Origin of the sequence: Sphingobacterium thalpophilum (assembly GCF_901482695.1) — a bacterium.
GTDB classification, from domain to species: Bacteria; Bacteroidota; Bacteroidia; order Sphingobacteriales; family Sphingobacteriaceae; genus Sphingobacterium; species Sphingobacterium thalpophilum.
The window spans coordinates 4,921,100-4,942,465 of the sequence record NZ_LR590484.1 but is presented as its reverse complement, the minus strand read 5'-3'; the positions used below and the strand labels follow the sequence as shown (position 1 = coordinate 4,942,465).

The window sequence follows — 21,366 nt, the reverse complement described above, 5'->3', positions numbered from 1 at the left end:
TCCCGAATCAATTTCCTAGCTGATTAGCGTGCACCATGACACCATGCTATGTCGAGAAAGAAAATCATATGATACTAAGCTAATAATTAAGCTGAAACTTTACAGCCATAAATTTGGGATTTAATAAAAACAGTGTTACATAATGATCAGGAAACTGGAATTTTTTTATCATAATGCAGATGGATGCAGTAGGTGAAAATACCGGTGAGTTTAATCAATTGTAAAAATTAATTGAATTGAGCTCTATATTGCTGTGGGCTTTGTTTGGTTTTTAGTTTAAATAATCTGCTAAAGGATTGAGGCTGTTCAAAACCCAATTCAAATGCAATTTCAGAAATACTGAGAGCTGTGGAAGATAGCTTATTTTTAGCACGGTAAATCATTTTATTATGAATGATTTGTTGAGTGTTTTGCCCTATAAGATTTCTTAATAGATCACTTAGATAACTTGCTGACATATGCAGCTGGTCAGCGAGATAATTAACGGTAGGAACTCCCCCACTCAGCACCTTATCGCTATTAAAATAATCCTCCAACAATTGATCGATGCGCTCGGCTATACTCGGATAGTTTTGTTTTCGGGTCAGAAACTGCCTGTTATAAAATCGTTGGGCATAATTTAGCAAAAGTTCAATCTGGGAGATGATCACATGATGACTCATCTCGTCTATACGGTTCTCAAGTTCGTCTTCTATATTTCTGAAAAGTGACAGAATGGTTTCTTTTTCTTTGTCCGAAAGGTGCAACGCTTCATTGGTAGCATAAGAGAAAAAGTGGTACTGATGGATCTTTTGTGCTAGCGGATATTGCAGTAAAAAATCAGGATCTATAAGCAGTGTAATCTGTGGGCTAAGCATTTTTTGTTCTTCAGTTTCCTTTTGCTTATCTTCTTTAATAGATGAGAGAACTTGCTGGGGAGCCACAAAAAACAAACCACCCTCTTTAAAATCAAATTTGGTATGACCATACATTAATTTACCTCCAGCATCCGGTTTAAAAGCTATTTTATAATAGTTCAATACATGCCATTTGTTAGGAGCTCGACCTTTAAGTGGTTTGTCTACACCGTTCAACAAAACGATTAATGGATGCTTTGGGGGTGGAAAACCAGATGCCACCATTACGTCAGCCAGCGTATTAAATCTTTTTACAGAATGATTCGATTTTTTTGAAACCATGTTATAAAATTCGAGATTACAAGTTAAGCAATATTCGCTTTTCATTACAAAAAGAAAAGCGAATAAAAGCGTGTCAAAAATATCTTAGATGGATTACCCTTGGGCTGCTTCTGAAATAGTTTTCCAAGTTTCCCATTCCTGGATGCGTTCAGAATAGATTTGTTGGATATGTGGCAGATCGTTTTTACCCAAAAGTAATCTCAACGGCGGATTTTCAGCATCGACAACAGCAAATATAGCTTCGGAAGTGGCTAAAGGATTTCCTCGTTCCAGTTTTTGTAAATTTTCCATCAAACTGCTTTTCAAATCATCATAAGCCGCTAGTTTTTTGCTGGCTATTTTTAGCGATTCAGCACTGCCAAATTCTGTACTATATGCTCCCGGTTCAATCAGCGTTACTTTGATACCAAATCCGGCAACTTCTTTAGATAAACTATCGTAAATGGCTTCAAACGCAAATTTTGAAGAACAATAGTACCCAATAAGAGGATTACTATAAATACCAACGGCGCTGGATGTCCCCAAAATATGGCCATGCCCCTGGGCCCGCAGTATAGGTAATGCTGCCTGAATCACATGGATAGGTCCCATAATATTGGTTTCGTACATGGCTTTTACCTCATCGGTGCTGCTCTCTTCGATGGTTCCTACCAAAGAATATCCGGCATTATTAAACACAATATCCAATCTTCCAAAATATTCGTTGGCCTTGTTAATAGCGTTTTGTACTTGTGACGCATTGGTTACATCTACTTCAAGAATCAAGACCTGATCACCATATTTTTCTTTTAATGTGGCAATACTATTGATATTGCGTGCTGTAGCAACGACTTTATCTCCTCGTTTCAAAGCGGCTTCTGTCCATATTTTTCCAAAACCTCTTGAAGATCCTGTAATGAACCAAACTTTTTCTTTCTGTTTATTTTCCATGTTTTAACTGTAAAAGTATATCTGCAAAGTTGGTTCTAAATAGATATACTTACGTTGCTAAAATGAGGATTATCCTAACCAAAATGAAGAAAAACAAACTATTAAAACCAAATCGTTATAAAAAACAAATATTAGAGATATGGAATTCATAATTTATCCGGAACACAGCGTCAGAAACTGAAATCCCGCTTTTTTAGCCATATTTATTATCGAAGAAGTATGAATACATAAATGATAAAGAGCAGAAACAGTAATCACCCCGATTTTCTAGGATATTGCTTCCACATCTTTTTTATTTCACCAGTTTTAGAATTTGGATTTTCGGACTCCCGAAAATCCAAATGGCTGTGTGGGTACCACAAAGTTGAGAAAAATATTTCATGTTTTTGAAAGGGGATGCATCCCCTAAACTTTGGTAATTGCATCCATTGATGTATCCCGAACGATTTCCACCGCTTTTTTGTTCAAATTCTTCCATATTTGGAGAAAACTGATGTTTGAAGTCATTTATAAACGTAATATAATCAATCAATATCTGCCTTATAATTAGATTAATCATTTTGTATCTTGATACAAAATAGATATGTAAATTAGCTACTGAGTTATATATATTAATACTATGGGAATTTTCTCGATCCGTAAGTTATCATTTATATGTATTTTATCAATAGGCCTGTTATCGCAAGCTTTTGGACAATCCCTTATTTCGGACTCAATAGCGGAACTTCCGCCTCACATGAACGAAGTATTTCCTGAGCCACCTTATGGTACTAACGGATTTAAAAATTGGGTTGTTAAGAATTATAAGATTCCAATGGAAGCCAGGAAAGCAAAAGTAAACGGCAAACTGATCATCACTTTTACGGTTGGGGAAGATGGTAAGCTCAGTAATTTCCAGATAGCCAAAGATATTGGTTATCAAACTGGTGAAACGTTAATATCATTGGTTAGGAAATCAAGTCCGTGGAAACCAGGATATCAAAATGGCAGTGCGGTAAAATGCGGCTATACATTTCCCCTATCATTTAGTAATGGTGAGATAAAATTAGATAATGATACAAAAAGACAAAGATGAAAATCCACATAGTTAGCGATCTGCACAGAGAATTTGGATACAACGATTTCAATCTGAAATTAGCAGATGTACTTGTATTGGCTGGAGATACTGATCTAGGAGTAAAAGGGATCAGCTGGCTAAAATCACTCTCATTGGATATACCGATCATTTATGTGCTGGGCAATCATGAATATTATAAGGGAGCGTATCCGAAAACATTATATAAAATCAAAGATGCAGCAAGTAACTCAAATATCCATGTGTTGGAAAATGAATCTTTGAAGATCGACCACGTTTGTTTCCATGGCTGTACACTCTGGACTGATTTTTCCTTAAAGGGCAATCCCGCCGCATATGGATCGCTATGCCAAAGCCGGATGAATGATTATAAGAAGATCAGATTAGGAGACAATTATGCCAAATTGAGAAGTATCGATACCTTTAGAATCCATCAAACTTCGAGGCAATGGCTGGAGGAAAGTCTTAGCTATAGTGCAGCGGAATGTAATATCGTCTTGACGCACCATGCGTCGAGCATTCAATCCCTGCCGATGAAGTATTTGGACGATCCGATAAGCGCCGCCTAAGTCTCAGATATGGAAGACTTTATAATAAAGCATCAACCCTCCTACTGGATCCATGGCCATATACATACTCCTGTAAATTATAAAATCGGTAACACCGAAATAATATGCAATCCACACGGCTATATCAATGAAACGTATAATGGATTTAAAAATAATCTTGTTATAGAAGTATAAATCACTTTTTTTAAATTGACCACGTCTTGTGCTTTTTCAAACGGATTTTGTAAATTCAATGCATAAGCCATAGTATGAAACAGTTCATAAAAGTATTCTATATTTCTGCCTTTACTATCCTCGCTATTGGGTGCCAAGATTCCTTTCGCACAAAGACAATGGATTTTGGTCTACGCCAAAGGAATGAGCACACGGGCGATAAGCGATTTTATATGCGAAATGTATGCAATGGAGATCTCTGCCGCAGAAATATCGCGTATTACCGTAAGTGGAGAATACACCTGGCCCAAGTAATATGCAGATATGAGTTTAAAAGATAGCTGGTGTCTTATAATTCAGCCAATTTTCCTTATTTTGACAAAAAAAATCATATGCCAAATATCTATATCATCTCGGGATGCAATGGAGCTGGAAAAACAACTGCGAGTTATACTGTATTACCAGAGATTTTAGATTGCCGAGAATTTGTAAATGCTGACAATATAGCCGCAGGTATTTCTCCATTTAACCCACAAAGTGTAGCCGTATCAGCTGGGCGTATTATGTTGGAACGTATAGCGGAATTAATAAAGTCCAAAGTTGATTTCGCATTTGAAACAACACTTTCTACTAGGAGCTATAGAAATTTAGTAATAGATGCTCAAAAAATCGGCTATTCAGTCACAGTACTTTACTTTTGGCTCGACTCACCTTTGCTGGCTATACAACGTGTAAAGAAAAGGGTAGAAAACGGAGGGCACAATATTCCTTCTGATGTAATAGAAAGACGATATCAACGTGGTTTAGAAAACTTGTTTAACATTTATATTCCAATATGTGATCGCTGGTTGGTCTTTGACAACATGGATTTAATACCTGAAATAATTGCTCAGGGTGATAAATTTGGAGAATTCGTTGCAAATAGCGAAATTTGGTCAACACTAAAATCTAAATACCATAATGAACGATAAGGTAAATATTGAAAATATCAATCTTGCTGAACGAATTCGTTTAGGAGTGCAAAAGGCTTTACGAAAATTAGCAGAAGAAAGCGCAGCAAAGGGTGAGAGCTTGGTGGTAAAGGTTGATGGTAAAATACAAGAAGTGCCTGCAAAGGAGCTACTTATGAATTTACCAAAATAGTTTCTTTTCTTTCACTTGCTTCTTCAATTTCTCCCAGTTTGGATGTATGACTCATTGCTGTCTCAAATGAATAACTAATACCATATTCGAGTAAATGATACCGTGTAAAAGAGGTAATAAGCGACGCTTGTAGCTATGTATCCTTCGACTTGTCCACAATCATATTTTCGCGAATAGCAATAGATATCGGATGCCCAGAAGCTTCAGCCTTTTGTAAAAGCAGTTATTGATTGCTCCTGACAAAAAATTAATCCAAGTCCTCTTGAGTAAGCTTCACTGACGAGGCCCATCTACACGTTTTTCAACGACATATCCGTTCTCTACAACCTGAATAGATAAATCTAAGCTCTGTTCTCCTTATTCGCAATTTCGGAAGCCGGTTTTGCTGCTTGATTTAACTTTTTGCGCTCTTCTCTTGATTTTAATAATGATGCCGCAGTGGCGGATTTCGGGAATGTTGAACCAAACGCATGCTGGGCGTTGGTTTTCTTGTTATCTCCATTTGTTTATATGTTCAACTTTGTTGTCAAATTGTGCTGCCAAGGATTTAACTCTTGATTTCAAAAGTAACTTTCTTCCTTCAATTGTCCTTGTAAAAATCAACTCGCAAGCTCCAACAAGTCTTTCCCATTGGCTTTGGAAATATTCAGCTAAATTTCTATTTCGCCCGAGTATTTCAGGAACAGAATGATAGTCTTTTTGCTTAACGAAAAGCATAAATCTATTCTTTCTAATAATCACATACCTTGGATTGTCAATTGGACCAATGATTTCTTGAAGTGCGTTAATAAATGTTGATTTGTCAAATGTAGTTCCACCTTCTAAGTGACAATAAACAGCCCCCCAGTTGTCAATAGAGGTGTCAACTTTTAATTTTGAGTTGTCCGTGCGAATTACTCCTGCCTTAATCAACGAGTTCAAAAGTGCGTCTCCAATTTGTCGAATGTCCTTTGAAATGTCACGGTATTTGAAATACAATCTCAATGTCTTAAAAGTCAGTCTGCCAAAAATAGCCATTCCAATAGCTGCGAAAATTGCGAGGATAACATATAAGTCTTGAGTAGTTTTAATGTTCCTTGCTACTCGTCCAAGTCCTTGTAAACTCTCCAAACCGAAACCAACTAAACCCGAACCTAAAGTCGCTAAAAGATTACGAATTGTCTTGTTCAAATACATTGACTTGACTGCTTTGTATTCTTTGCCTTCAGGAAATGGGATTTTGATTTCTTCAATAAGTGTAACACCTGTTTCAAGTGCCGTTTTCCATCTTTGTTTCAGGCTTTCTCTGTCTCCTGCATAAGAAAACATTTCAATATTCTTTTTCTCGGCTTCTTCTTTATGATGAATATTTTCTGGTAAATTTAAACGGCCAATCCCATTTTCAATTCCGGGCTCTTCTTTGAATGAAACACCAACGAAACTTTTAAAGCGTCTTTTTAGTAAGTCAAAATCATCACCGCCTGTGGGTGAAGTCGGGTCAATACAGACTAAATGCCAAATATTTCCTGTCTTGCCACCATTTCCGTTTTGTGTTCTAATGGCTCTTCCGCGCATTTGATTAGAAAGAACATATGAACCTACAAAACTTGCTAAGATTAAAGAGTTGATTGCAGGAGCATCCCAACCTTCACCAAGCAAAGATTTTGTGCCAATCAAAACTTCAATTTCTCCACGTTGAAAGATTTGAGTTACTATGTGAACAATATCGTGTTTGAGTTGCTCAGTTTGACTTATTAAAATGTAATTGCTGTCAAAAGGAACAGGATTAGAACTAATTTGCGTAATCCCATATTGTGCAGCTTTGGCTTCAAATGCAGGATAGGCACTAACAGGAATGATTATCATTGAACCTGTCAAAACAGCAATTTTCTTGTTCTCTTTGTTTTCTCTTCTTAATTTTTCAAAGATTGGGATTACACCGATTTTATTTAGTTCAAGATTGTTGTCAGGAGAGTTGATATAAAACTCTTTACGGATGAAGTCGGAAAGAATTACTAAACGCAAATTGTTCCCTAAACTGTTGTATTCAAAATCAACAATTTCTTTGATGCCATTTAGTTTGCTGATGCTTGAAGTCAAAAATCCTGTAACTCTCTTGTTATGCGAAAAATTGATTTGCCTTCTTTCAATTGCTCCGTATCTTCTTAGTCGGTTTTCAAGATTTTCTTGATGTCCTTCAAATGTCTTAAAGTGTTCTTTTCCTTTATACAGATAAAAGTCCAAAAGCGTTTCAATCCATTCGTAATCGAGTTTGGGAATTTCAAATTTCCTATCTCCGATTACCTCAAGATGTCTTTCGGGAATTTCTTTATCGTTGGCTTTTAGAAAAATTAAACAAGCTGAATAGTAGGAAATGTTGTTGTAAATCCAATCTAACTGCTCTGTCGGGTTTTGCCAAACTGGATGTTGTTCGATTGCCTGAACGATTGTTTCATCACTTTTAATTTCCTGAAAAAGCTTTTCAATGTTTTGTCTGAAATCAACAATGCTTTGATTTTCTTTCTCTGTGGGGAGTGTGAAATAAGCGTAATCTTGGTGGGGGCATAAATCACCTTCAATTACCAATTCAGGGACGGAAATTTCTGTATCAACAGGTCCGTTTAAGTCAATGTATCGCTGCCATTCTGTGGCTGTGACGTCATAAGGCGGTGTGGCTGTCAAGCCAACAATAATTGGGTCTAATTTTTCTTTAACTTTTGTCAGCGTTTGCCACCATTCATTTTTTAAATGGTGTGCTTCGTCCACCACAATGGTCTTGACATTTTGTGCCTTTAGTCCGCTTACAATGTTGTCAAGATTGGGATTTGTTGCTCTGCCACTTCCATTTGCTTCTTCTGTTTCTTCTTCGTCGCTTTCAAGTTCTTCTTCGTTAATCCTGCAATTATTACAAGCTGCGTGAAGGCCTTGATAAGTTACAACTGTCATAAATTTTGGATTGCGAATGTCTCTCGAAATCCACTCGGGTGCCAAGTTGGTTAGAAGGAATAGTTCACAAAAGCGTTGTATCCATTGGTTACGTATTGCAATTGTCGGGGCAAGAATTAAAGTCGGTTTGTTTAGTCGAAATGCAACTTCAAGTCCTAAAACTGTCTTACCCGAACCTGGGGGAGCAATTACGTGCAAATGACCGTCAGTTAAGTGGTCTTGTAAGTCGTCAAGCACTCGCTGTTGGTATTTTCTCCAACCGTATTTGAATTTTATGTCTTTAGGATATTCTGTCAATGTATAATATGTTGATTAAACTTATGCCTAACAGTTCCCAGCTATACGCAGGTAGCGATGTAAGTACTAGCCTTCCTATGAGGAACTGGACTTCAAATTTACTACTTTCCTGACTGACCTACGAAGCGCGAAAACCCTGCTTGCGTATAGGTGATGTTCTTGCTTCACTGTTCTTTTTCGTCCGGTAGTTTGTCGGTATTTTTGGTTGTGCTCCTGTAAGTATCCCCATTTTTCCGACAACTAGATTGGACTTTTCTAAGTTACGTTACTAATTGATTTATTTGTTGTCGGTTCGTAATATTTTTTGACAATTCTGTCGGAGTGATGACCTTCCCCCGCAAAACAGGACATTTTAAAGTAGAGAATTCGGACTTGAAGTACTCATTTAAAAGGGAGGAAAACCATTAAAAGTCTTAAAAAGGGAATTTATCCTTGCCATTGGGTGCAAAGATCCATCTCGCACCAAGACAATGGATTTTGGTCTATTTACGCTTGAAGCTCCTTATAGATGGGAGGAGGTCAAACAAAACGGAATCGACAGTTATGTCGGCGCAATTGCTGTAGACAACGCGGATACGCTTTACTTTGATCTGGGTATGTATTCAAATACGCTGACAGAGCCAAATATTCAGGTTATCACACGACAGATGATGGAAGAAAATAACTTGGACTCCTCCGATTTCATTGTGGTGAAAGATATCATGTCAATGAATATTGATGCCGACCTGTACAGAAAACAAAATGTATCCTGGGATACCATTGATAACAGACGTGCCAAAATCGTATTCCCAAGAATATCCGGAAAAGGTACGACTGGAATATACATCGGCAGCCTCTGGGGAGACTCTTCGAGAGTCCGATTTAATCTCCACGGTTCAAACCTGAAAACACAAACAGAAAAGGACCTTCTTAAAGCAATAAAGACATTGAGATTCTACAAACGTAATATAGATAATGAAGAGAATTAATGCTCCCCTATTTGTTCATCTCAGTTTTATGGCTTTGACATTTTATGTTCTGCTAACAGATAGTTTCTGCTACCACGTAGAGTTCAAAAGATAATCTTGTGCTTAGTAAGCCAAATAGCCATAATAAGGAAAGCCTATTCATTAATTTTATTGACAACGTATTTTATAAACCAATTTGGAAGCTTGTTTTCCGGCAATAAAATGGTGATCCCGCCGTGCAATACTTCCGCTATCAAAACCATCGTTTCTCCGGAGTTATCAAATAAGTAAGCTTTTTCGCAAGCTTTAATTGCAGGCAATAAATTGGTCAGTGTACGATAGTATCTATGGACAATTTTATCCTGTGGCACGCCATGGCCGCCTTTCTCTTTTCTAATTTCAACCCGGGAAATATTAATCAATGGATCATCTAAGCAAACAAAATAAAGATAGGTTCTAAATTTTCTTTCACTTGCTTCTTCAATTTCTCCCAGTTTGGATGGATGACTCATTACTGTCTCAAATGAATAACTAATATCATTTTCGAGTAAATGATACCGTATAAAAGAGGTAATAAGCGACGCTTGGTAACTATGTGTATCCTTTGACTTGTCCACGATCATATTTTCGCGAATAGCAATAGATATCGAATGCCCAGAAGCTTCAGCCTTTTCTAAAAGAGTTATTGATTGATCCCGGCCAAAAAATTGCTCCAAGTCCTCCTGAGTAAGCTTCAATCCAAAGCGACTAAGATTTATAAAGCCTGCTTTACTGATCTCCTGTTCAATCTCATCTGAATTAACAAAATAGCCAGTATTAAACTGGCTACTGATTTGTTTATATAAAGTTGATTTACCCGAACCGTTTGGACCGGCAAACACTCTTAACCTTTTGGCTCTAGGCATAAAACAATACCTTTTTTTAATTTCACTTTACTCTTAATCCGATCTATCTTTTTTATAATCTGACGAGTCCCATCTACACGTTTTTCAACGACATATCCGTTCTCTACAACCTGAATAGATAAATCTAAAGCTCTGTTCTCCTTATTTGCAATTTCGGAAGCCTGTTTTGCTGCTTGATTTAACTTTTTGCGCTCTTCTCTTGATTTTAATAATGATGCCATAATAACCTCCCTGATCTAAATATACAAAATATTTACCAACTTGTTTTGAATAAGATATATTTAGAGCCAAATCTCGTAAAACAAAATTATAAAATTTTTGCCAAATGCATTTGTCGGATTAAAAACATAAAATCTCAGTGATTCCTGGTATTCCTTTGCTATATTTTCTATGGAATCTCCATTTGAATATTCAGCTAAGAATATGCTATGTTATGTGCTTACATTTCCCTTATTCAAAATCCGGCCAATCATCGGTACGGAATGGTGATACCGGCAGGCCTCTGCTATTGAAAAGATTGGGTGTAGCGCTGTTGGTAAAACCAAAACGCACTGCCTTCGGTACCTTTACCTGATCGGCGAATACCAGTAACTGAGCCCCCCTCAGCTGATGTCTGGCAGGGTAAAACTTACGGTCCTCGCCCGCGATGTACAGATTATCAAGTAACAGGCAATTATAAATCCTACGTTCTTTTTCATCTTTTTTTGTTTATGCGCCAGCGAGACGCAGTTTGTCGCTTTTAAACCCTACCCTCCTGCCGAGTTTATTGTTTGCTTTCATTTCGTGCAGGGAAAGGCTATAGCTCTTATTTTATTGTATCGTATCGTTTTTAACTTTTACCAGCAGCAGGGACAGCGCAGCCAGCAGCAGCCCGATTGCCACAACCTGATAGGTAATCGCCAGGCTCACGTCGGCATCTTTCAGGGCGCCCCCGACGTAAACCATCAGTCCGCCGACAATGGTGCTCAAAAAATTTAAGAAGCCATAGGCCGTGGCGCTGTAGCGGCTGTCGGCCACCTGCCGTAAGAGCGGCATCAGATTGGCATCATTGAATCCGCGTGCCAGTCCGAAGACAAGCATCGCGAGAATTGCCCAGGTAAAAACATGGGTCCAGGCCATAAAGAACAAAAAGGGGGCGCCCAGCGCAAAGCCCAGGACGATCACATACAGCCGGGCGCGCTTATTCCGGCGTTGCCAGCGGTCCGCCAATAAACCGCCCATAACGACACCGGCAAAAGAGCCGATCTGCATATATCCGGTGGCCGAAATGCCCGCCTGGCCGAGATCAAGGCTGAACTGTTCCTTCAGAAATGTGGGAAGCCAACCGTTGATCAGCCAGTTTGCCATGCCCAGAACGGCAAAATAGATCATAATGACATAAAAGGAAGGCAGGCGAAATAGGCTTTGCAAAATGGCTTTGAGCTGCACCGTCTCTCGCTGCTCTGGTGCCGGTTCGTTCGGTGCAGCAGGAACAACCCGGTCGCGTAAGGTATAGGCCAGTAGCAGTGCGTACACAACACCGAAAAGACCAAAGACATGAAATCCCTGGCGCCAGCCCCAATATTCGGCGATATATCCCCCCAGACCGCCCATGGCCATTCCCGTATAGAGTCCGCACATATGTAGCCCCGTGGCCAGGGAACGCGTACGGCCACTATGGTAATCACTGATCAATGCCAGGGCAGCAGGAATATAACAGGCCTCGCTGACGCCCATCAACACCCGTGTCAGCAATAATTCGGGAAATGAGCGCGCATAGCCCGTCCAAAGCGTAACCGCAGACCAGACGAATACCGAGAAAAGAATTACTTTCCTGCGGGAGTACCGATCGGCCATATAGCCCCCAAAGGGACTCACAATGCCATAACACCATAAAAAGACGGCCGTCAGCAAGCCGAACTGCGCATCGTTTAACTGAAATTCGCTGAGAATCGGATCCCGCATCGAAGTCATCAACAGGCGGTCAAAATAATTTAGAAAGGCGACCACCCACAGGAAGATGACGATTAGCCAGGCATAACGTTTTGATGTCGTGTTTATCATTATTTTAGGTTTATACAAGTTCTTTTAACTGCGATCGTTTAGGGTATCAAGGTTTAAAATGGATCGTTAATATACGGTTGGTCCGCACACCGGGCCGCACCTCACCCATGGGGATAAGGATCTGATCATCCTGCTGCAGCAGCCCCGTCGTCACCGGAGGCAGCAGCTCTGTTGCCGGACTCTCCCCTCGCCCCTTGTTTTTGCGGACAGGAATCTGACCGGCATCGGTCCATTTGCGCTGCCGGATATCGTATGCCAGGATCCGGTCTGAAAAGCCGGGATGCCCCACTGGGCTTGCCGCAGCCAATGTGCCGTCATCACCGCCGAAAATCAGGAGCTGTCCCGCCCCGGCGTCAAGGGCGGCGGGACTGGGGGCCGCTGCGACAGCATGGACAAGCTCGGGCAACTGCTGCCACATTCCATCCGCTGTCAGCAGATAGGCGTCTTTCAGATACTTCCGCTTACCATTGATCAGTGTTACACCTGAAAGTATCAGCAACTCCCCGTCGGCGTTACCCGCGACAGCAAGCATGCGTCCCGGACCAGGGATGGCGCTCAATACCGTCCAGCCTTTTTCGGGATGATCGAGATCCAGCCGCCAGCAATTATTGTTTGCCGTCAGGGCATCAGGGCTATTGATGCCACCGAGGACATACCAATAGTTTTTGATCCGGACCGAGGCACAGTTGGCGATCGGAGCAGGAAGATCTGGCAAGCGTGTGAACCTGCCGCTATCCACCGAAAGCTCAAGGCGGTAGGTGGTCTGGAGATGGCCCGACTGATCACTCCCACCCGCCAGATAGATACAGTCCTGATACGAAGCATAGGCTCCGTAACCCATTGGACGGGGCAGCTGAAAGGAGGCTTCCTGCGAAGACCCGTCGCTATTCAGGATAAAGATCCGGTCGGTCCAGACCTTTTTCCCACCTTCCCAAGGTGGAATCCCCGAAGGAAAATTGGCTCCGCCCAAAGCGTACATATGTCCTTGTGCATGACCAACATAAGCCCCGGCATACCCCCTCTGATCAGGGACCTGAGCAGCTGTATCCCAAACCATCCGATTGCTCAGAGCCTGTGCTATTCCATCACGATATCCCATAAACAAAAAATAAAATAAGAGAAGTTTACTGATATAATGCCACATGCTCCAAGAATTTAGAATGTTCCAATTCGGCAAGCAGCTGCTGCTCATTGTCTTCATCCAACAGCGTCAATGGAAGCCGGGGCTGCCCCAGATCTAATCCGATCTTTTTCATAATAGCCCGCTGCACTGGGATCGGCCCATATTTTACCAGCAGTTGCACCATCTGCACGGCTTCAAAATGCAGGTTACGTGCCGCTTCATGGGCACCAGCGTCAAACCGGCGGATTACCTCCAGATAAAGGGGCGCAGCGTAATTGTAGGTACTGCCAATGGCACCGGTCGCTCCCACTGCCAGTGCTGGCAAGAGCAGTTCATCGTAACCAAACAGGATATCGTACTTGCCCTCTTTATATTGTAGGCAGGCCTGGTATTCATGTAAGGTGGCCGCTGTATATTTGATCCCCTGGAAGGTTGGGATTTTCTGCTCTGCCAAGGCCAGGAAGTGGAGCATATCGATCTGCAGGCCTGTGACAGCAGGGATATGATAGTAGTAGAAAGGTGTATTGGGGGCCGCGGCCGCAATGGCGGCCATGGCATCGACCAGATTTTCCACGGATGAGGGCTTGAAATAGAAAGCCGAGACCGCTGAAATATAATCAGCACCGATGCTTTCGGCATGTGCTGCCAGGTGTTTGGCTTCGGCAATGGAGCTATGCCCCACATGGACAAAAGAAAGGACCCGCCCGTCAATGGCCTTGATATAACGTTCGGCAACTGCCATGCGCTCGGCCGTGGAGAGACTCGGTCCCTCCCCGTTGGTTCCGCAGATAAATATCCCCCGCAGCCCCTGTCGGACAAGGTGCTCCGTCATGGCTGGAATACCGTCCAGGTCGATATTTCCGGCTTGGTCATAATTGGCAAATGCCGCGGCGATCAAGCCTTTTATTTTATGCTTTTTATTCATTTTATCTAGCAATATTTGAGATTATAACAATTCTTTTAGTGGTATCTGCTGGAATATTAGATCCGCCTGGCTACCTTCATACAGCACGCCGAGTGTCTGCTGATCCACGGAAGTAATGCAGGAGTATCCCCGCCCCTTGCCTTCGTCGAGCAGAACTTTGGGCTGCCAGGAATCACCGTTGTCCTTGCTGACCTTGAGGGTGATATTGGCGCGGACAAATTTGGAATCGGGATTACAGAAGACCAAGACAGAGCTGCTGTTCCCTTCTGTTTGATAGACATGTTTGTGGATGCTGGCCATACAGGTCGGTTCGATCAGCGCCTTGTGTGAAGTGGGATGCTCGGTCCATGTTTCGCCCAGATCATTGGTCAGGGCGATGGCACGGCCATTGTCATCGCCCTTGTGGGTGGCATTGTAGTTTGACCGCATATTTAGCATAATGTCCCCATTGTCCAATTGTACGGCCATGCATTCCGTTGTGGATTCCGCGAGTGCTGGATTGGAAGTTTTCCAGGTTTGGCCACCATCCTTGCTGTAGGTGATATTGGAAAATGCCTTGCCTGTCTCATCACGTCCCTGGCTTGGCAGCAGCAGTGTGCCGTCCTGCAGGCTGATGCCATGTCCGGGGGCTGGAGCCCAGAGCCACCATTCCGCCCGTTTCAGATGGGTGAGATTGACCGGTTTGGACCAGCTCAGGCCATTGTCCTCGCTTTTTACCAGTAGAAACTGGGACGTCTGTTTGATCCCAAAACCCGGCTGCGATCCCTTATTTTTCCATTGATGATTATGGATCTCGCGGCCTTCTTTGACCCCGGGGTACCAAGTGCCTGTTTCGTCCAGCACACCGTGCATCCACAGTCCTGCAACATAGATCGTCCCGGTTCGCTCGTTGAGCAGGATATTGGGATCAGAGACTCCGTTGAATTTTTGCGGCAGCCCGCCGAATGTGCCCATATCGATCGCAATCTCCATGGGCAGCCAGCTACGGCCACCATCCAGGCTGCGTGATACGCCGATATCGATGTCACCCTGCAGGTCCCTGCCCAGCTCTCTGCGGGCATCGTATACCGCGACCAGACTGCCGTCTCTGGCCGTAATTACCCCCGGAATACGGCTGGTATGGACTCCCTCAGCACCTTGCCGGCGTACGGCAACAGCCGGTCTGTAGCGCGCAAACTTGCCCGAAAGCTGGGATTGGGACGGTAGCCCCGCTAGGGAGGCCTTCGTTATGGCTACCTCAAAAGTCTGATCCAGCTTTTTGAATGGATGAACCTTGGCGGTTACCCACAGGTAGTTGACACCTTTTTCCAGTTTCAGCGACACCTTTATTTTTCCGGTTCTCCCCTTCCATTTTTGTGCAGCTACGCGCTGATGTGCGGCGCTCGGCGTATGCGTCAGCAGGGTACTGTCTGTACCGGCAAACCAGCAGCTTAGGCTATCCAGCTGTTCCGCTGCCAGTGCGTCGGTCTTTACGGTAAGTTCCGCTTCAACCTGCTGCTGCTTGTCGGCTGTAAATTCCAGCCGTTTGAGAATATTGATCGGCTGATCCGCTAATACCGGTAAGGTATAGTGGCGCTCGGCAATCCGAACCTGTGCAACTGCCGCCGTAGCGGCCAGCAGCAGGAAGAGGGTGAACAGACTGTCTTTTATTTTTGTGGTTATTTGCATATTTTAGGTACTTATGTACTACATAAAAATTTAAAAAAATAGAAAGAAGGGGCTAACGCTCCTTCAGAAATTCAAGATGCGGACGCAGATGTTCGCGCATGGCATCTGAAAAAGAATCGCGGTTACCGTTTTTAAGGATCTGCAGCAGATCGCTATGCGTGACTTCCGACTTAATGCTATGGTGGCTTTTGCTCAGCACAAAGCCAAAGATCGGCATCAACATGGTCTGGAACCGTTTGAGGGTGGTATTGCCCGTGATTTCATAAAGTTTGCCATGAAAAGCAATTTCCTGGCTGATTCTAAACTCCTCGGCATTGGCATTTTTATCTTTCTTGACAATCTGCTCCAGTTCGGCGATATCCTGATCTGTCTTGCGCAGGTAAAGCAGTTCAGCCATGCCCAGTTCGAGGACCAGACGCAGTTCGAAGATATCCTTCATGGTATCGTCGTCCATCAACTGCGGATTCAGTACGCGTTCAAACGAACCGAGGATATCCGGTGTGGACAGCACCATACCGCGCTTCTTTTTGGTTTCGATCAGGCCCAGCATGCGCAAGCGGCTCAGGGCTTCACGTAGCACGTTGCGGCTGACGTCGAGTGCCTCGGCAAGCTCCAGTTCTGTCGGCAGCGTGTCGCCCGTTTTTAATTTCTTGTTGGAAAGATATTCTCTTATGCGTATTTCAACTATGTCAGCGCGGGTACTCGTCGCTATTGGAGTGAGGTCGTTTATCATATACTAAGCAAATAAATCATTTATTATGTTCTACAAATTAACAAAAAAAGAATAGCAATCCAAGTGCATTAATTGTAACCCTCGGTCTGTTTGATATTGGGATTGGTGTTGATCGAGCTGTCATGTACAGGCCATAAAAGGATATTCTTTTTGGACTGCTGATTTTTCAGGCTCTCCACCTCGTTGAATACGACACCCAGCCGGATCAGGTCCCACCAAAGTTTGCCTTCGGCTACAAATTCCTTTTTCCGTTCGCTGAGTATGGCAGTATTGATCGCATCGGCCGGCAGTCCGGCTGCATAAAAATTGTCCATTCCATAGGCCCGTTTTGCAATCTTGTTGAGCTGCTGCACGGCGAGCTGCTCATTCCCCAGCGCGTTTTCGATTTCGGCGCTGAACAACAGGGCATCCGCATAGCGGTAGACAACCAGGTCCGACTCAAAGATCCGTGTGCCATTGACCCATTTGCCTGCATATTTATTGATCCATTGGAAGGTCAGATTTTTATCTTTGTCGAAGGCCGTATCAAAACTAACTTTTGCCCTCGTGTCGGCGGCATTTTCCGTCAAAAATGTTTTGTAATTATTCGTCAGAAAGATCCACTGCTGATGCGAGCCGACCTTAATGGGGTTTTCAACCAGGCCCGGTGAAATATATTGGATCGGAACCAGAAAGTCCGAAGGATATCCGCCCGTAAATTCATCCTGTGTCATACGCCAGCAAAAGATCAGTTCGGGATTTAATTCCGTGGTAAAGACATCTGCAAATTTCTGCATCAGGGCATGCTTGCCTGTCAACACTTTATCAACCGACTGTTTCGCCAGGTTCAGAGCGGCTGTGCCCCCATTCTGCTGTTTTGCCATCCACAGGTAATAATCCGTTTTGAGCAAACGGATGGCGTCCAGATTGCCATACTGCGCTCTGGTTGCTGTCGCCGGCATCAGTTCCTCTGCCCGGTCCAGATCCTGTTTGACCAGCTGGAATACAGCCTGAACAGGCTGGCGTGAGGGATATAGGTCCTCCTGATTGGGCGACTCAAAGCCTGCGGTCAGCACCGGAGCATCGCCCCAGATCCGGCCGATCCAGTAATAGCAGAATGCGCGGATAAAATATGCCTGTGCCAGGTATTCATTCTTCTTTTCGGGTGTAGCAAAACTGATTTCTGGCACATGCTTGAGGATCAGGTTGCAGTCGTTGATCGTGGTATATAAATTATTCCAGTTGGCATGAGTATGGGTGCTGTTGAGCTGATTTAAGAAAGCTGTACTGTAGTTTGCGTTGGTTTCGAGACCGGGCCCCCAATAAGCGGTGCGATATTCGCCCCAGAAAATATAAGCTGTCGCGAAGGTATTACGCATGCGCACGTAGGCTCCTGTTACGGCGGCTTGGGCATCGCTTTCGTCCTGCCACATCGAATTGGCATTGATGGCGGCTTTTAGGTCTACATCCAGTCTGTCCGAACAGGCCACAGCTGATAGCAGGCCGAAGGATATCATCGCTCCGTATAATAATCTTTTTGTCTTCATTTTCATTTCGTTTATAAGGTTAACTTAGCGCCGATCGCGATTTTACGGATGGCCGGATAGTTATAATAGTCGTTGCTATAGGTCGTGGATGCGCCCACTTCGGGCGATATTCCTGTTCCCCGCAGGGCAGAAAAATAAAAGAGGTTCTGTCCCGAGACAGACAGCTGCATGGAGCGGATCCCGATGCGTTTGCTCCAGGTATCCGGCAGCTGGTATAGAAAGGACACTTCGCGCAGGCAGAGGTAGTCGCCTTTGTAGTTGAACACGTCAGAGGTCCGCGAGAAATTGCTGTTACCGGTATCGGGATCATTGGCCGTAAACCGAGCATACTTCGACTGATCTCCAGCATTTTTCCAGGTCTGGTTGACCTCCTCCACCAAGGTATAGTTGTTAGCAAAGGTATTCATGAAATAGCGCATGTAGGCAGTATGGTTGATCGAATGTCCCAGTGCCCAGTCGACAAAGATATTGAGTCCGAAAGAGCCATAACTAAAGTTATTGGCCAGTCCACCCGTGGTATGTGGCACGGTAACACCGAGTTCAAACTGGTCCTTGCTGCTGATGACGCCATCGCCGTCGCGGTCCTGCCATTCGTAGTCCCCGGCAAGTTTGCGCCCTTTGACGTTCTTTTTGTCCGTCGGACTCCAGCCACGGGCCGACTCATCGTAACGGGCCACGGCAGCCTCCTCGGGCGTCTGCAGGATATGGTCCACCTTGTAGCCGAAATAACGGTACAACGATTCGCCCTCTGCGGTGCCACCAAAAGCTGTACCATCGGCCAGCTGAATCCCACCGATCCGATTTTTGTCGCGGCCATTGTCAGGCAGTTCCAGTACCTTGTTTTTTACAAAACTCAAGGTCAGCTTGCTGTCCCATCGGAATTTGTCCGACCGAATATTGTCGCTAGCGATTTCAAAGTCAAATCCCCGGAACCGCACTTTACCCACATTGGTCTGTACCGTGGAAAAGCCCGAGGTATTGGGTAGCTGCACGCTGAAAAGCAGATTTTTGGTGGTCTTATTGAAGTAATCCGCCTGGATATTAATCCGGTTGCTGAACAAGGCAAGATCAAAACCAAGGTCAAACTGCGTTGAGGTCTCCCAGGTCAGGTCGCGGTTGGGCATCGTGGAAGCATAAATGCCAGCTGCGCCATCGTAACGGATATCGGTGGTAAATTTGCCTAGCGCATCGTATAGTCCAATGGAGTTGTTTCCTGTCTGTCCATAACTGGTACGGAATTTTAGGTAGTTGACCGTTTGCTGATCGCGCATAAAAGGCTCCTGGCTGACCACCCAACCCGCTGAAACACCCGGGAAAAATCCCCAGCGGTTTTCCTTGGCAAAGAGCGAAGAACCGTCATAACGGAAGGTACCCATCAGCAGGTACTTTTGTTTGAAGGCATAATTGGCACGGCCGAAATAACCGATCAGGACCTGTTGCCAAACGTCTTCATCGGCACCCGTTTTGTTCGGTCCGGCGGAAAGCGTGGGCACCTTGTCGGAGCTGGCGCCGTTGACGGTGGCACTAAAGGAGTTAAAATCCGTCTGCTGATACGAATAACCGCCCAGCAGTGATAAGGTATGCTCCTGGTTCCAGTTGGCATCATATTTTAAGAGGGCATCCACTTTGCTGCGATCCAGCTGGGACTGACTCGCCTTGGTGCTGCGCAATCCCGAAAATTCATGTGCCTTTTCAAAATAGTGATAGTTGGAGAGATGGGAATAGTTGGATATCTGTATCTGCGCTTTAAGCCCATCAATAATTTCATAGTCAAGACCGCCGATCAACGATAAACGTCGGTCTTTGGTACCATAATCGCGCGTATAGTCCCACCATAGCGGACTTGGCGAGGTGGCATTGTAACCCGGTGTCGGCCGGCCGTTGTCAAAGTACATCTTCTGTGTTGGCGGAGTCGCCAGTCCCCGGGCGATGACGTTTGTCTGATTTTCAAACTCCTGGGAATTGGTGAGGGAATAGTCAAAGGCTGTGTTGACCGACAGCTTCCTGGAGAGGGTTACATCGCCCTTGCCTCTTGCGGAGAATCGGTTGTATCCTGTACCCAGGGCTACACCGCCGTCATCCGTGTAACCTGCACTCGCTGCATAACGGACAAGCTGGCTGCCACCATTGACACCCACGTAGTAATTTTGCCAGCCCACATTCCGAAAGAGGAGGTCCTGGTAATTATTGTCCTGAAAGATCAGCGTTTTGCTCGGGTCCAAAGGGTCCGGCATGCTCTGATAGCCCGTAGGAACAGCCTCACCGGCCTGGAGGTAACGGGTGGAATAAATGGAGTTGGCATCGTTGCCCGAACTGGCCGAATAGCCCGAACTCGTATTGTAATTGGGATTGGGGCTCAAGGCCACCGCAGGCCGCACGATCTGGATATAATCCCGGGCACTCATCATATTCATCTTTGATTCCGGCTGCTGGAAAGCATAGGTGGCGTCGAAGGTAATGGTCGCCTGTTCAGCTGTTTTTCCTTTTTTTGTGGTAATCAGCACCACGCCATTTGATGCCCGGGAGCCGTAGATCGCTGTTGATGCCGCATCTTTGAGCACCTCAATGGATTCCACATCATTGGGATTGACACCCGAGAAAGCACGTTCAACGCCGTCTACTAGAACCAGGGGATCGTTGGTTTTATTGATCGAAGAGCCACCACGGATGCGAAAGACGGGATCAGCCCCGGGACTGTTGTTTGACTGATACACACGGGCGCCGGCCACTTTTCCTTTCAGACCCTCGCCCACCGTGCTGACCGGTACATTTTCCAGTGCCTTGCCCTCCACTTTACTGATGGCAGTGGTCAGCGTGCGGCGTGACTGTGTACCGTAGCCAACCACCACGACCTCATCCAGGCTCCGGTTTGTGGCGGTGAGTTCGACAGTCAGCGGGCCGTCGGCCGACACCTGTCGGTCCAAAGGCTGATAACCGACCGAGCGAAACTGCAGAGTGTCCGGCAGCCGCTGCAGGTCAAGCTGGAATTTTCCATTGGCATCGGTCTGCGTCCGGTTGCCCGAATGCCGACCCGAAACAGTAATGGATTGTAAAGGTTTCCCCTGTTGATCCCGAACCGTACCTTCGACACGCTGCTGCGCGTACAAGGATGATACGAGGAAAATTTGGGTACCTACAAATAAGCTCGCTTTTTTGCTTGTCCAAATCATAATTTATGGTTTTTAAGTGTAAAAAACAAAATGGAAATGAGCGTTGCCTGCAGACG

The 21,366-nt window shown here is 44.4% G+C and carries 17 protein-coding genes and 1 pseudogene; 6 read left to right on the top strand and 12 right to left on the bottom strand.

Annotated elements, in window-relative coordinates; all coding sequences use genetic code 11:
* Window positions 1-227: 227 nt before the first annotated feature.
* Both FGL37_RS20730 and FGL37_RS20725 read right to left on the bottom strand, forming a co-directional pair.
* Complete coding sequence (locus FGL37_RS20730; RefSeq protein ID WP_028069690.1) at window positions 228-1,178, bottom strand: helix-turn-helix domain-containing protein; 951 nt, start codon at window positions 1,176-1,178, stop codon at window positions 228-230.
* Window positions 1,179-1,271: 93 nt separating this feature from the next.
* Complete coding sequence (locus tag FGL37_RS20725) at window positions 1,272-2,108, bottom strand: SDR family NAD(P)-dependent oxidoreductase (RefSeq protein ID WP_028069689.1); 837 nt, start codon at window positions 2,106-2,108, stop codon at window positions 1,272-1,274.
* A 736-nt stretch (window positions 2,109-2,844) separates the two neighbouring features.
* Here FGL37_RS20725 and FGL37_RS20715 point away from each other — a divergent pair.
* From FGL37_RS20715 to FGL37_RS20695, 5 genes and pseudogenes are all read left to right on the top strand, one after another.
* A complete protein-coding gene (locus tag FGL37_RS20715; RefSeq protein ID WP_037533039.1) occupies window positions 2,845-3,183 on the top strand; it encodes an energy transducer TonB in 339 nt (112 codons plus the stop codon).
* Window positions 3,180-3,752 (top strand): metallophosphoesterase, encoded by a 573-nt coding sequence (locus FGL37_RS20710; protein WP_197734491.1) that lies wholly within the window; start codon window positions 3,180-3,182, stop codon window positions 3,750-3,752. Before FGL37_RS20715 ends, FGL37_RS20710 begins: the two co-directional genes overlap by 4 nt.
* Window positions 3,753-4,094: 342 nt before the next feature.
* Window positions 4,095-4,196, top strand: a pseudogene (locus FGL37_RS26210) (transposase); the annotation flags it as partial.
* A 101-nt stretch (window positions 4,197-4,297) separates the two neighbouring features.
* Window positions 4,298-4,876: an ATPase gene (locus FGL37_RS20700; protein WP_028069685.1), complete on the top strand. Its 579-nt coding sequence runs from the start codon at window positions 4,298-4,300 to the stop codon at window positions 4,874-4,876.
* A complete protein-coding gene (locus FGL37_RS20695) occupies window positions 4,866-5,048 on the top strand; it encodes a DUF8506 family protein (RefSeq protein WP_028069684.1) in 183 nt (60 codons plus the stop codon). The genes FGL37_RS20700 and FGL37_RS20695 overlap by 11 nt, the downstream gene beginning before the upstream one ends.
* Window positions 5,049-5,540: 492 nt before the next feature.
* Here FGL37_RS20695 and FGL37_RS20690 read toward each other — a convergent pair whose 3' ends face one another.
* Window positions 5,541-8,270, bottom strand: a complete 2,730-nt coding sequence (locus FGL37_RS20690; protein ID WP_028069683.1) for a DEAD/DEAH box helicase family protein — start codon at window positions 8,268-8,270, stop codon at window positions 5,541-5,543.
* Window positions 8,271-8,740: 470 nt separating this feature from the next.
* Here FGL37_RS20690 and FGL37_RS20685 point away from each other — a divergent pair, with 470 nt between their 5' ends.
* Window positions 8,741-9,238 carry a hypothetical protein gene (locus FGL37_RS20685; protein ID WP_028069682.1) on the top strand — a complete coding sequence of 166 codons (498 nt, stop codon included), beginning with the start codon at window positions 8,741-8,743 and terminating at the stop codon, window positions 9,236-9,238.
* Window positions 9,239-9,372: 134 nt separating this feature from the next.
* Here FGL37_RS20685 and FGL37_RS20680 read toward each other — a convergent pair whose 3' ends face one another.
* From FGL37_RS20680 to FGL37_RS20640, 9 genes are all read right to left on the bottom strand, one after another.
* Window positions 9,373-10,122 carry an ATPase gene (locus FGL37_RS20680; RefSeq protein WP_028069681.1) on the bottom strand — a complete coding sequence of 250 codons (750 nt, stop codon included), beginning with the start codon at window positions 10,120-10,122 and terminating at the stop codon, window positions 9,373-9,375.
* Window positions 10,101-10,343, bottom strand: coding sequence for a hypothetical protein (locus tag FGL37_RS20675; protein ID WP_028069680.1), 243 nt, complete (start codon window positions 10,341-10,343; stop codon window positions 10,101-10,103). Before FGL37_RS20675 ends, FGL37_RS20680 begins: the two co-directional genes overlap by 22 nt.
* A 589-nt stretch (window positions 10,344-10,932) precedes the next feature.
* Window positions 10,933-12,165, bottom strand: coding sequence for an MFS transporter (locus FGL37_RS20670; RefSeq protein WP_028069679.1), 1,233 nt, complete (start codon window positions 12,163-12,165; stop codon window positions 10,933-10,935).
* Between the two features lie 46 nt (window positions 12,166-12,211).
* The gene (locus tag FGL37_RS20665) at window positions 12,212-13,309 is read right to left on the bottom strand and encodes a hypothetical protein (protein WP_051606777.1); all 1,098 of its coding nucleotides are present in this window, start codon (window positions 13,307-13,309) and stop codon (window positions 12,212-12,214) included.
* Window positions 13,290-14,213, bottom strand: a complete 924-nt coding sequence (locus tag FGL37_RS20660) for a dihydrodipicolinate synthase family protein (protein ID WP_037533036.1) — start codon at window positions 14,211-14,213, stop codon at window positions 13,290-13,292. The genes FGL37_RS20665 and FGL37_RS20660 overlap by 20 nt, the downstream gene beginning before the upstream one ends.
* Window positions 14,214-14,234: 21 nt before the next feature.
* Complete coding sequence (locus tag FGL37_RS20655; RefSeq protein WP_028069678.1) at window positions 14,235-15,881, bottom strand: sialidase family protein; 1,647 nt, start codon at window positions 15,879-15,881, stop codon at window positions 14,235-14,237.
* A 52-nt stretch (window positions 15,882-15,933) separates the two neighbouring features.
* Complete coding sequence (locus tag FGL37_RS20650) at window positions 15,934-16,614, bottom strand: FadR/GntR family transcriptional regulator (RefSeq protein ID WP_028069677.1); 681 nt, start codon at window positions 16,612-16,614, stop codon at window positions 15,934-15,936.
* Window positions 16,615-16,682: 68 nt separating this feature from the next.
* Window positions 16,683-18,140 (bottom strand): RagB/SusD family nutrient uptake outer membrane protein, encoded by a 1,458-nt coding sequence (locus FGL37_RS20645; RefSeq protein WP_028069676.1) that lies wholly within the window; start codon window positions 18,138-18,140, stop codon window positions 16,683-16,685.
* A gap of 11 nt (window positions 18,141-18,151) precedes the next feature.
* A complete protein-coding gene (locus tag FGL37_RS20640; protein ID WP_051606775.1) occupies window positions 18,152-21,310 on the bottom strand; it encodes a SusC/RagA family TonB-linked outer membrane protein in 3,159 nt (1,052 codons plus the stop codon).
* Window positions 21,311-21,366 lie beyond the last annotated feature (56 nt).

Coding starts and splice junctions, on each gene's coding strand:
- FGL37_RS20695 (WP_028069684.1), top strand. CDS start 4,866: ATGAACGATAAGGTAAATATTGAAAATATCAATCTTGCTGAACGAATT.
- FGL37_RS20680 (WP_028069681.1), bottom strand. CDS start 10,122: ATGCCTAGAGCCAAAAGGTTAAGAGTGTTTGCCGGTCCAAACGGTTCG.
- FGL37_RS20685 (WP_028069682.1), top strand. CDS start 8,741: ATGGATTTTGGTCTATTTACGCTTGAAGCTCCTTATAGATGGGAGGAG.
- FGL37_RS20650 (WP_028069677.1), bottom strand. CDS start 16,614: ATGATAAACGACCTCACTCCAATAGCGACGAGTACCCGCGCTGACATA.
- FGL37_RS20660 (WP_037533036.1), bottom strand. CDS start 14,213: ATGAATAAAAAGCATAAAATAAAAGGCTTGATCGCCGCGGCATTTGCC.
- FGL37_RS20645 (WP_028069676.1), bottom strand. CDS start 18,140: ATGAAGACAAAAAGATTATTATACGGAGCGATGATATCCTTCGGCCTG.
- FGL37_RS20665 (WP_051606777.1), bottom strand. CDS start 13,309: ATGTGGCATTATATCAGTAAACTTCTCTTATTTTATTTTTTGTTTATG.
- FGL37_RS20730 (WP_028069690.1), bottom strand. CDS start 1,178: ATGGTTTCAAAAAAATCGAATCATTCTGTAAAAAGATTTAATACGCTG.
- FGL37_RS20670 (WP_028069679.1), bottom strand. CDS start 12,165: ATGATAAACACGACATCAAAACGTTATGCCTGGCTAATCGTCATCTTC.
- FGL37_RS20640 (WP_051606775.1), bottom strand. CDS start 21,310: ATGATTTGGACAAGCAAAAAAGCGAGCTTATTTGTAGGTACCCAAATT.
- FGL37_RS20715 (WP_037533039.1), top strand. CDS start 2,845: ATGAACGAAGTATTTCCTGAGCCACCTTATGGTACTAACGGATTTAAA.
- FGL37_RS20675 (WP_028069680.1), bottom strand. CDS start 10,343: ATGGCATCATTATTAAAATCAAGAGAAGAGCGCAAAAAGTTAAATCAA.
- FGL37_RS20725 (WP_028069689.1), bottom strand. CDS start 2,108: ATGGAAAATAAACAGAAAGAAAAAGTTTGGTTCATTACAGGATCTTCA.
- FGL37_RS20700 (WP_028069685.1), top strand. CDS start 4,298: ATGCCAAATATCTATATCATCTCGGGATGCAATGGAGCTGGAAAAACA.
- FGL37_RS20710 (WP_197734491.1), top strand. CDS start 3,180: ATGAAAATCCACATAGTTAGCGATCTGCACAGAGAATTTGGATACAAC.
- FGL37_RS20655 (WP_028069678.1), bottom strand. CDS start 15,881: ATGCAAATAACCACAAAAATAAAAGACAGTCTGTTCACCCTCTTCCTG.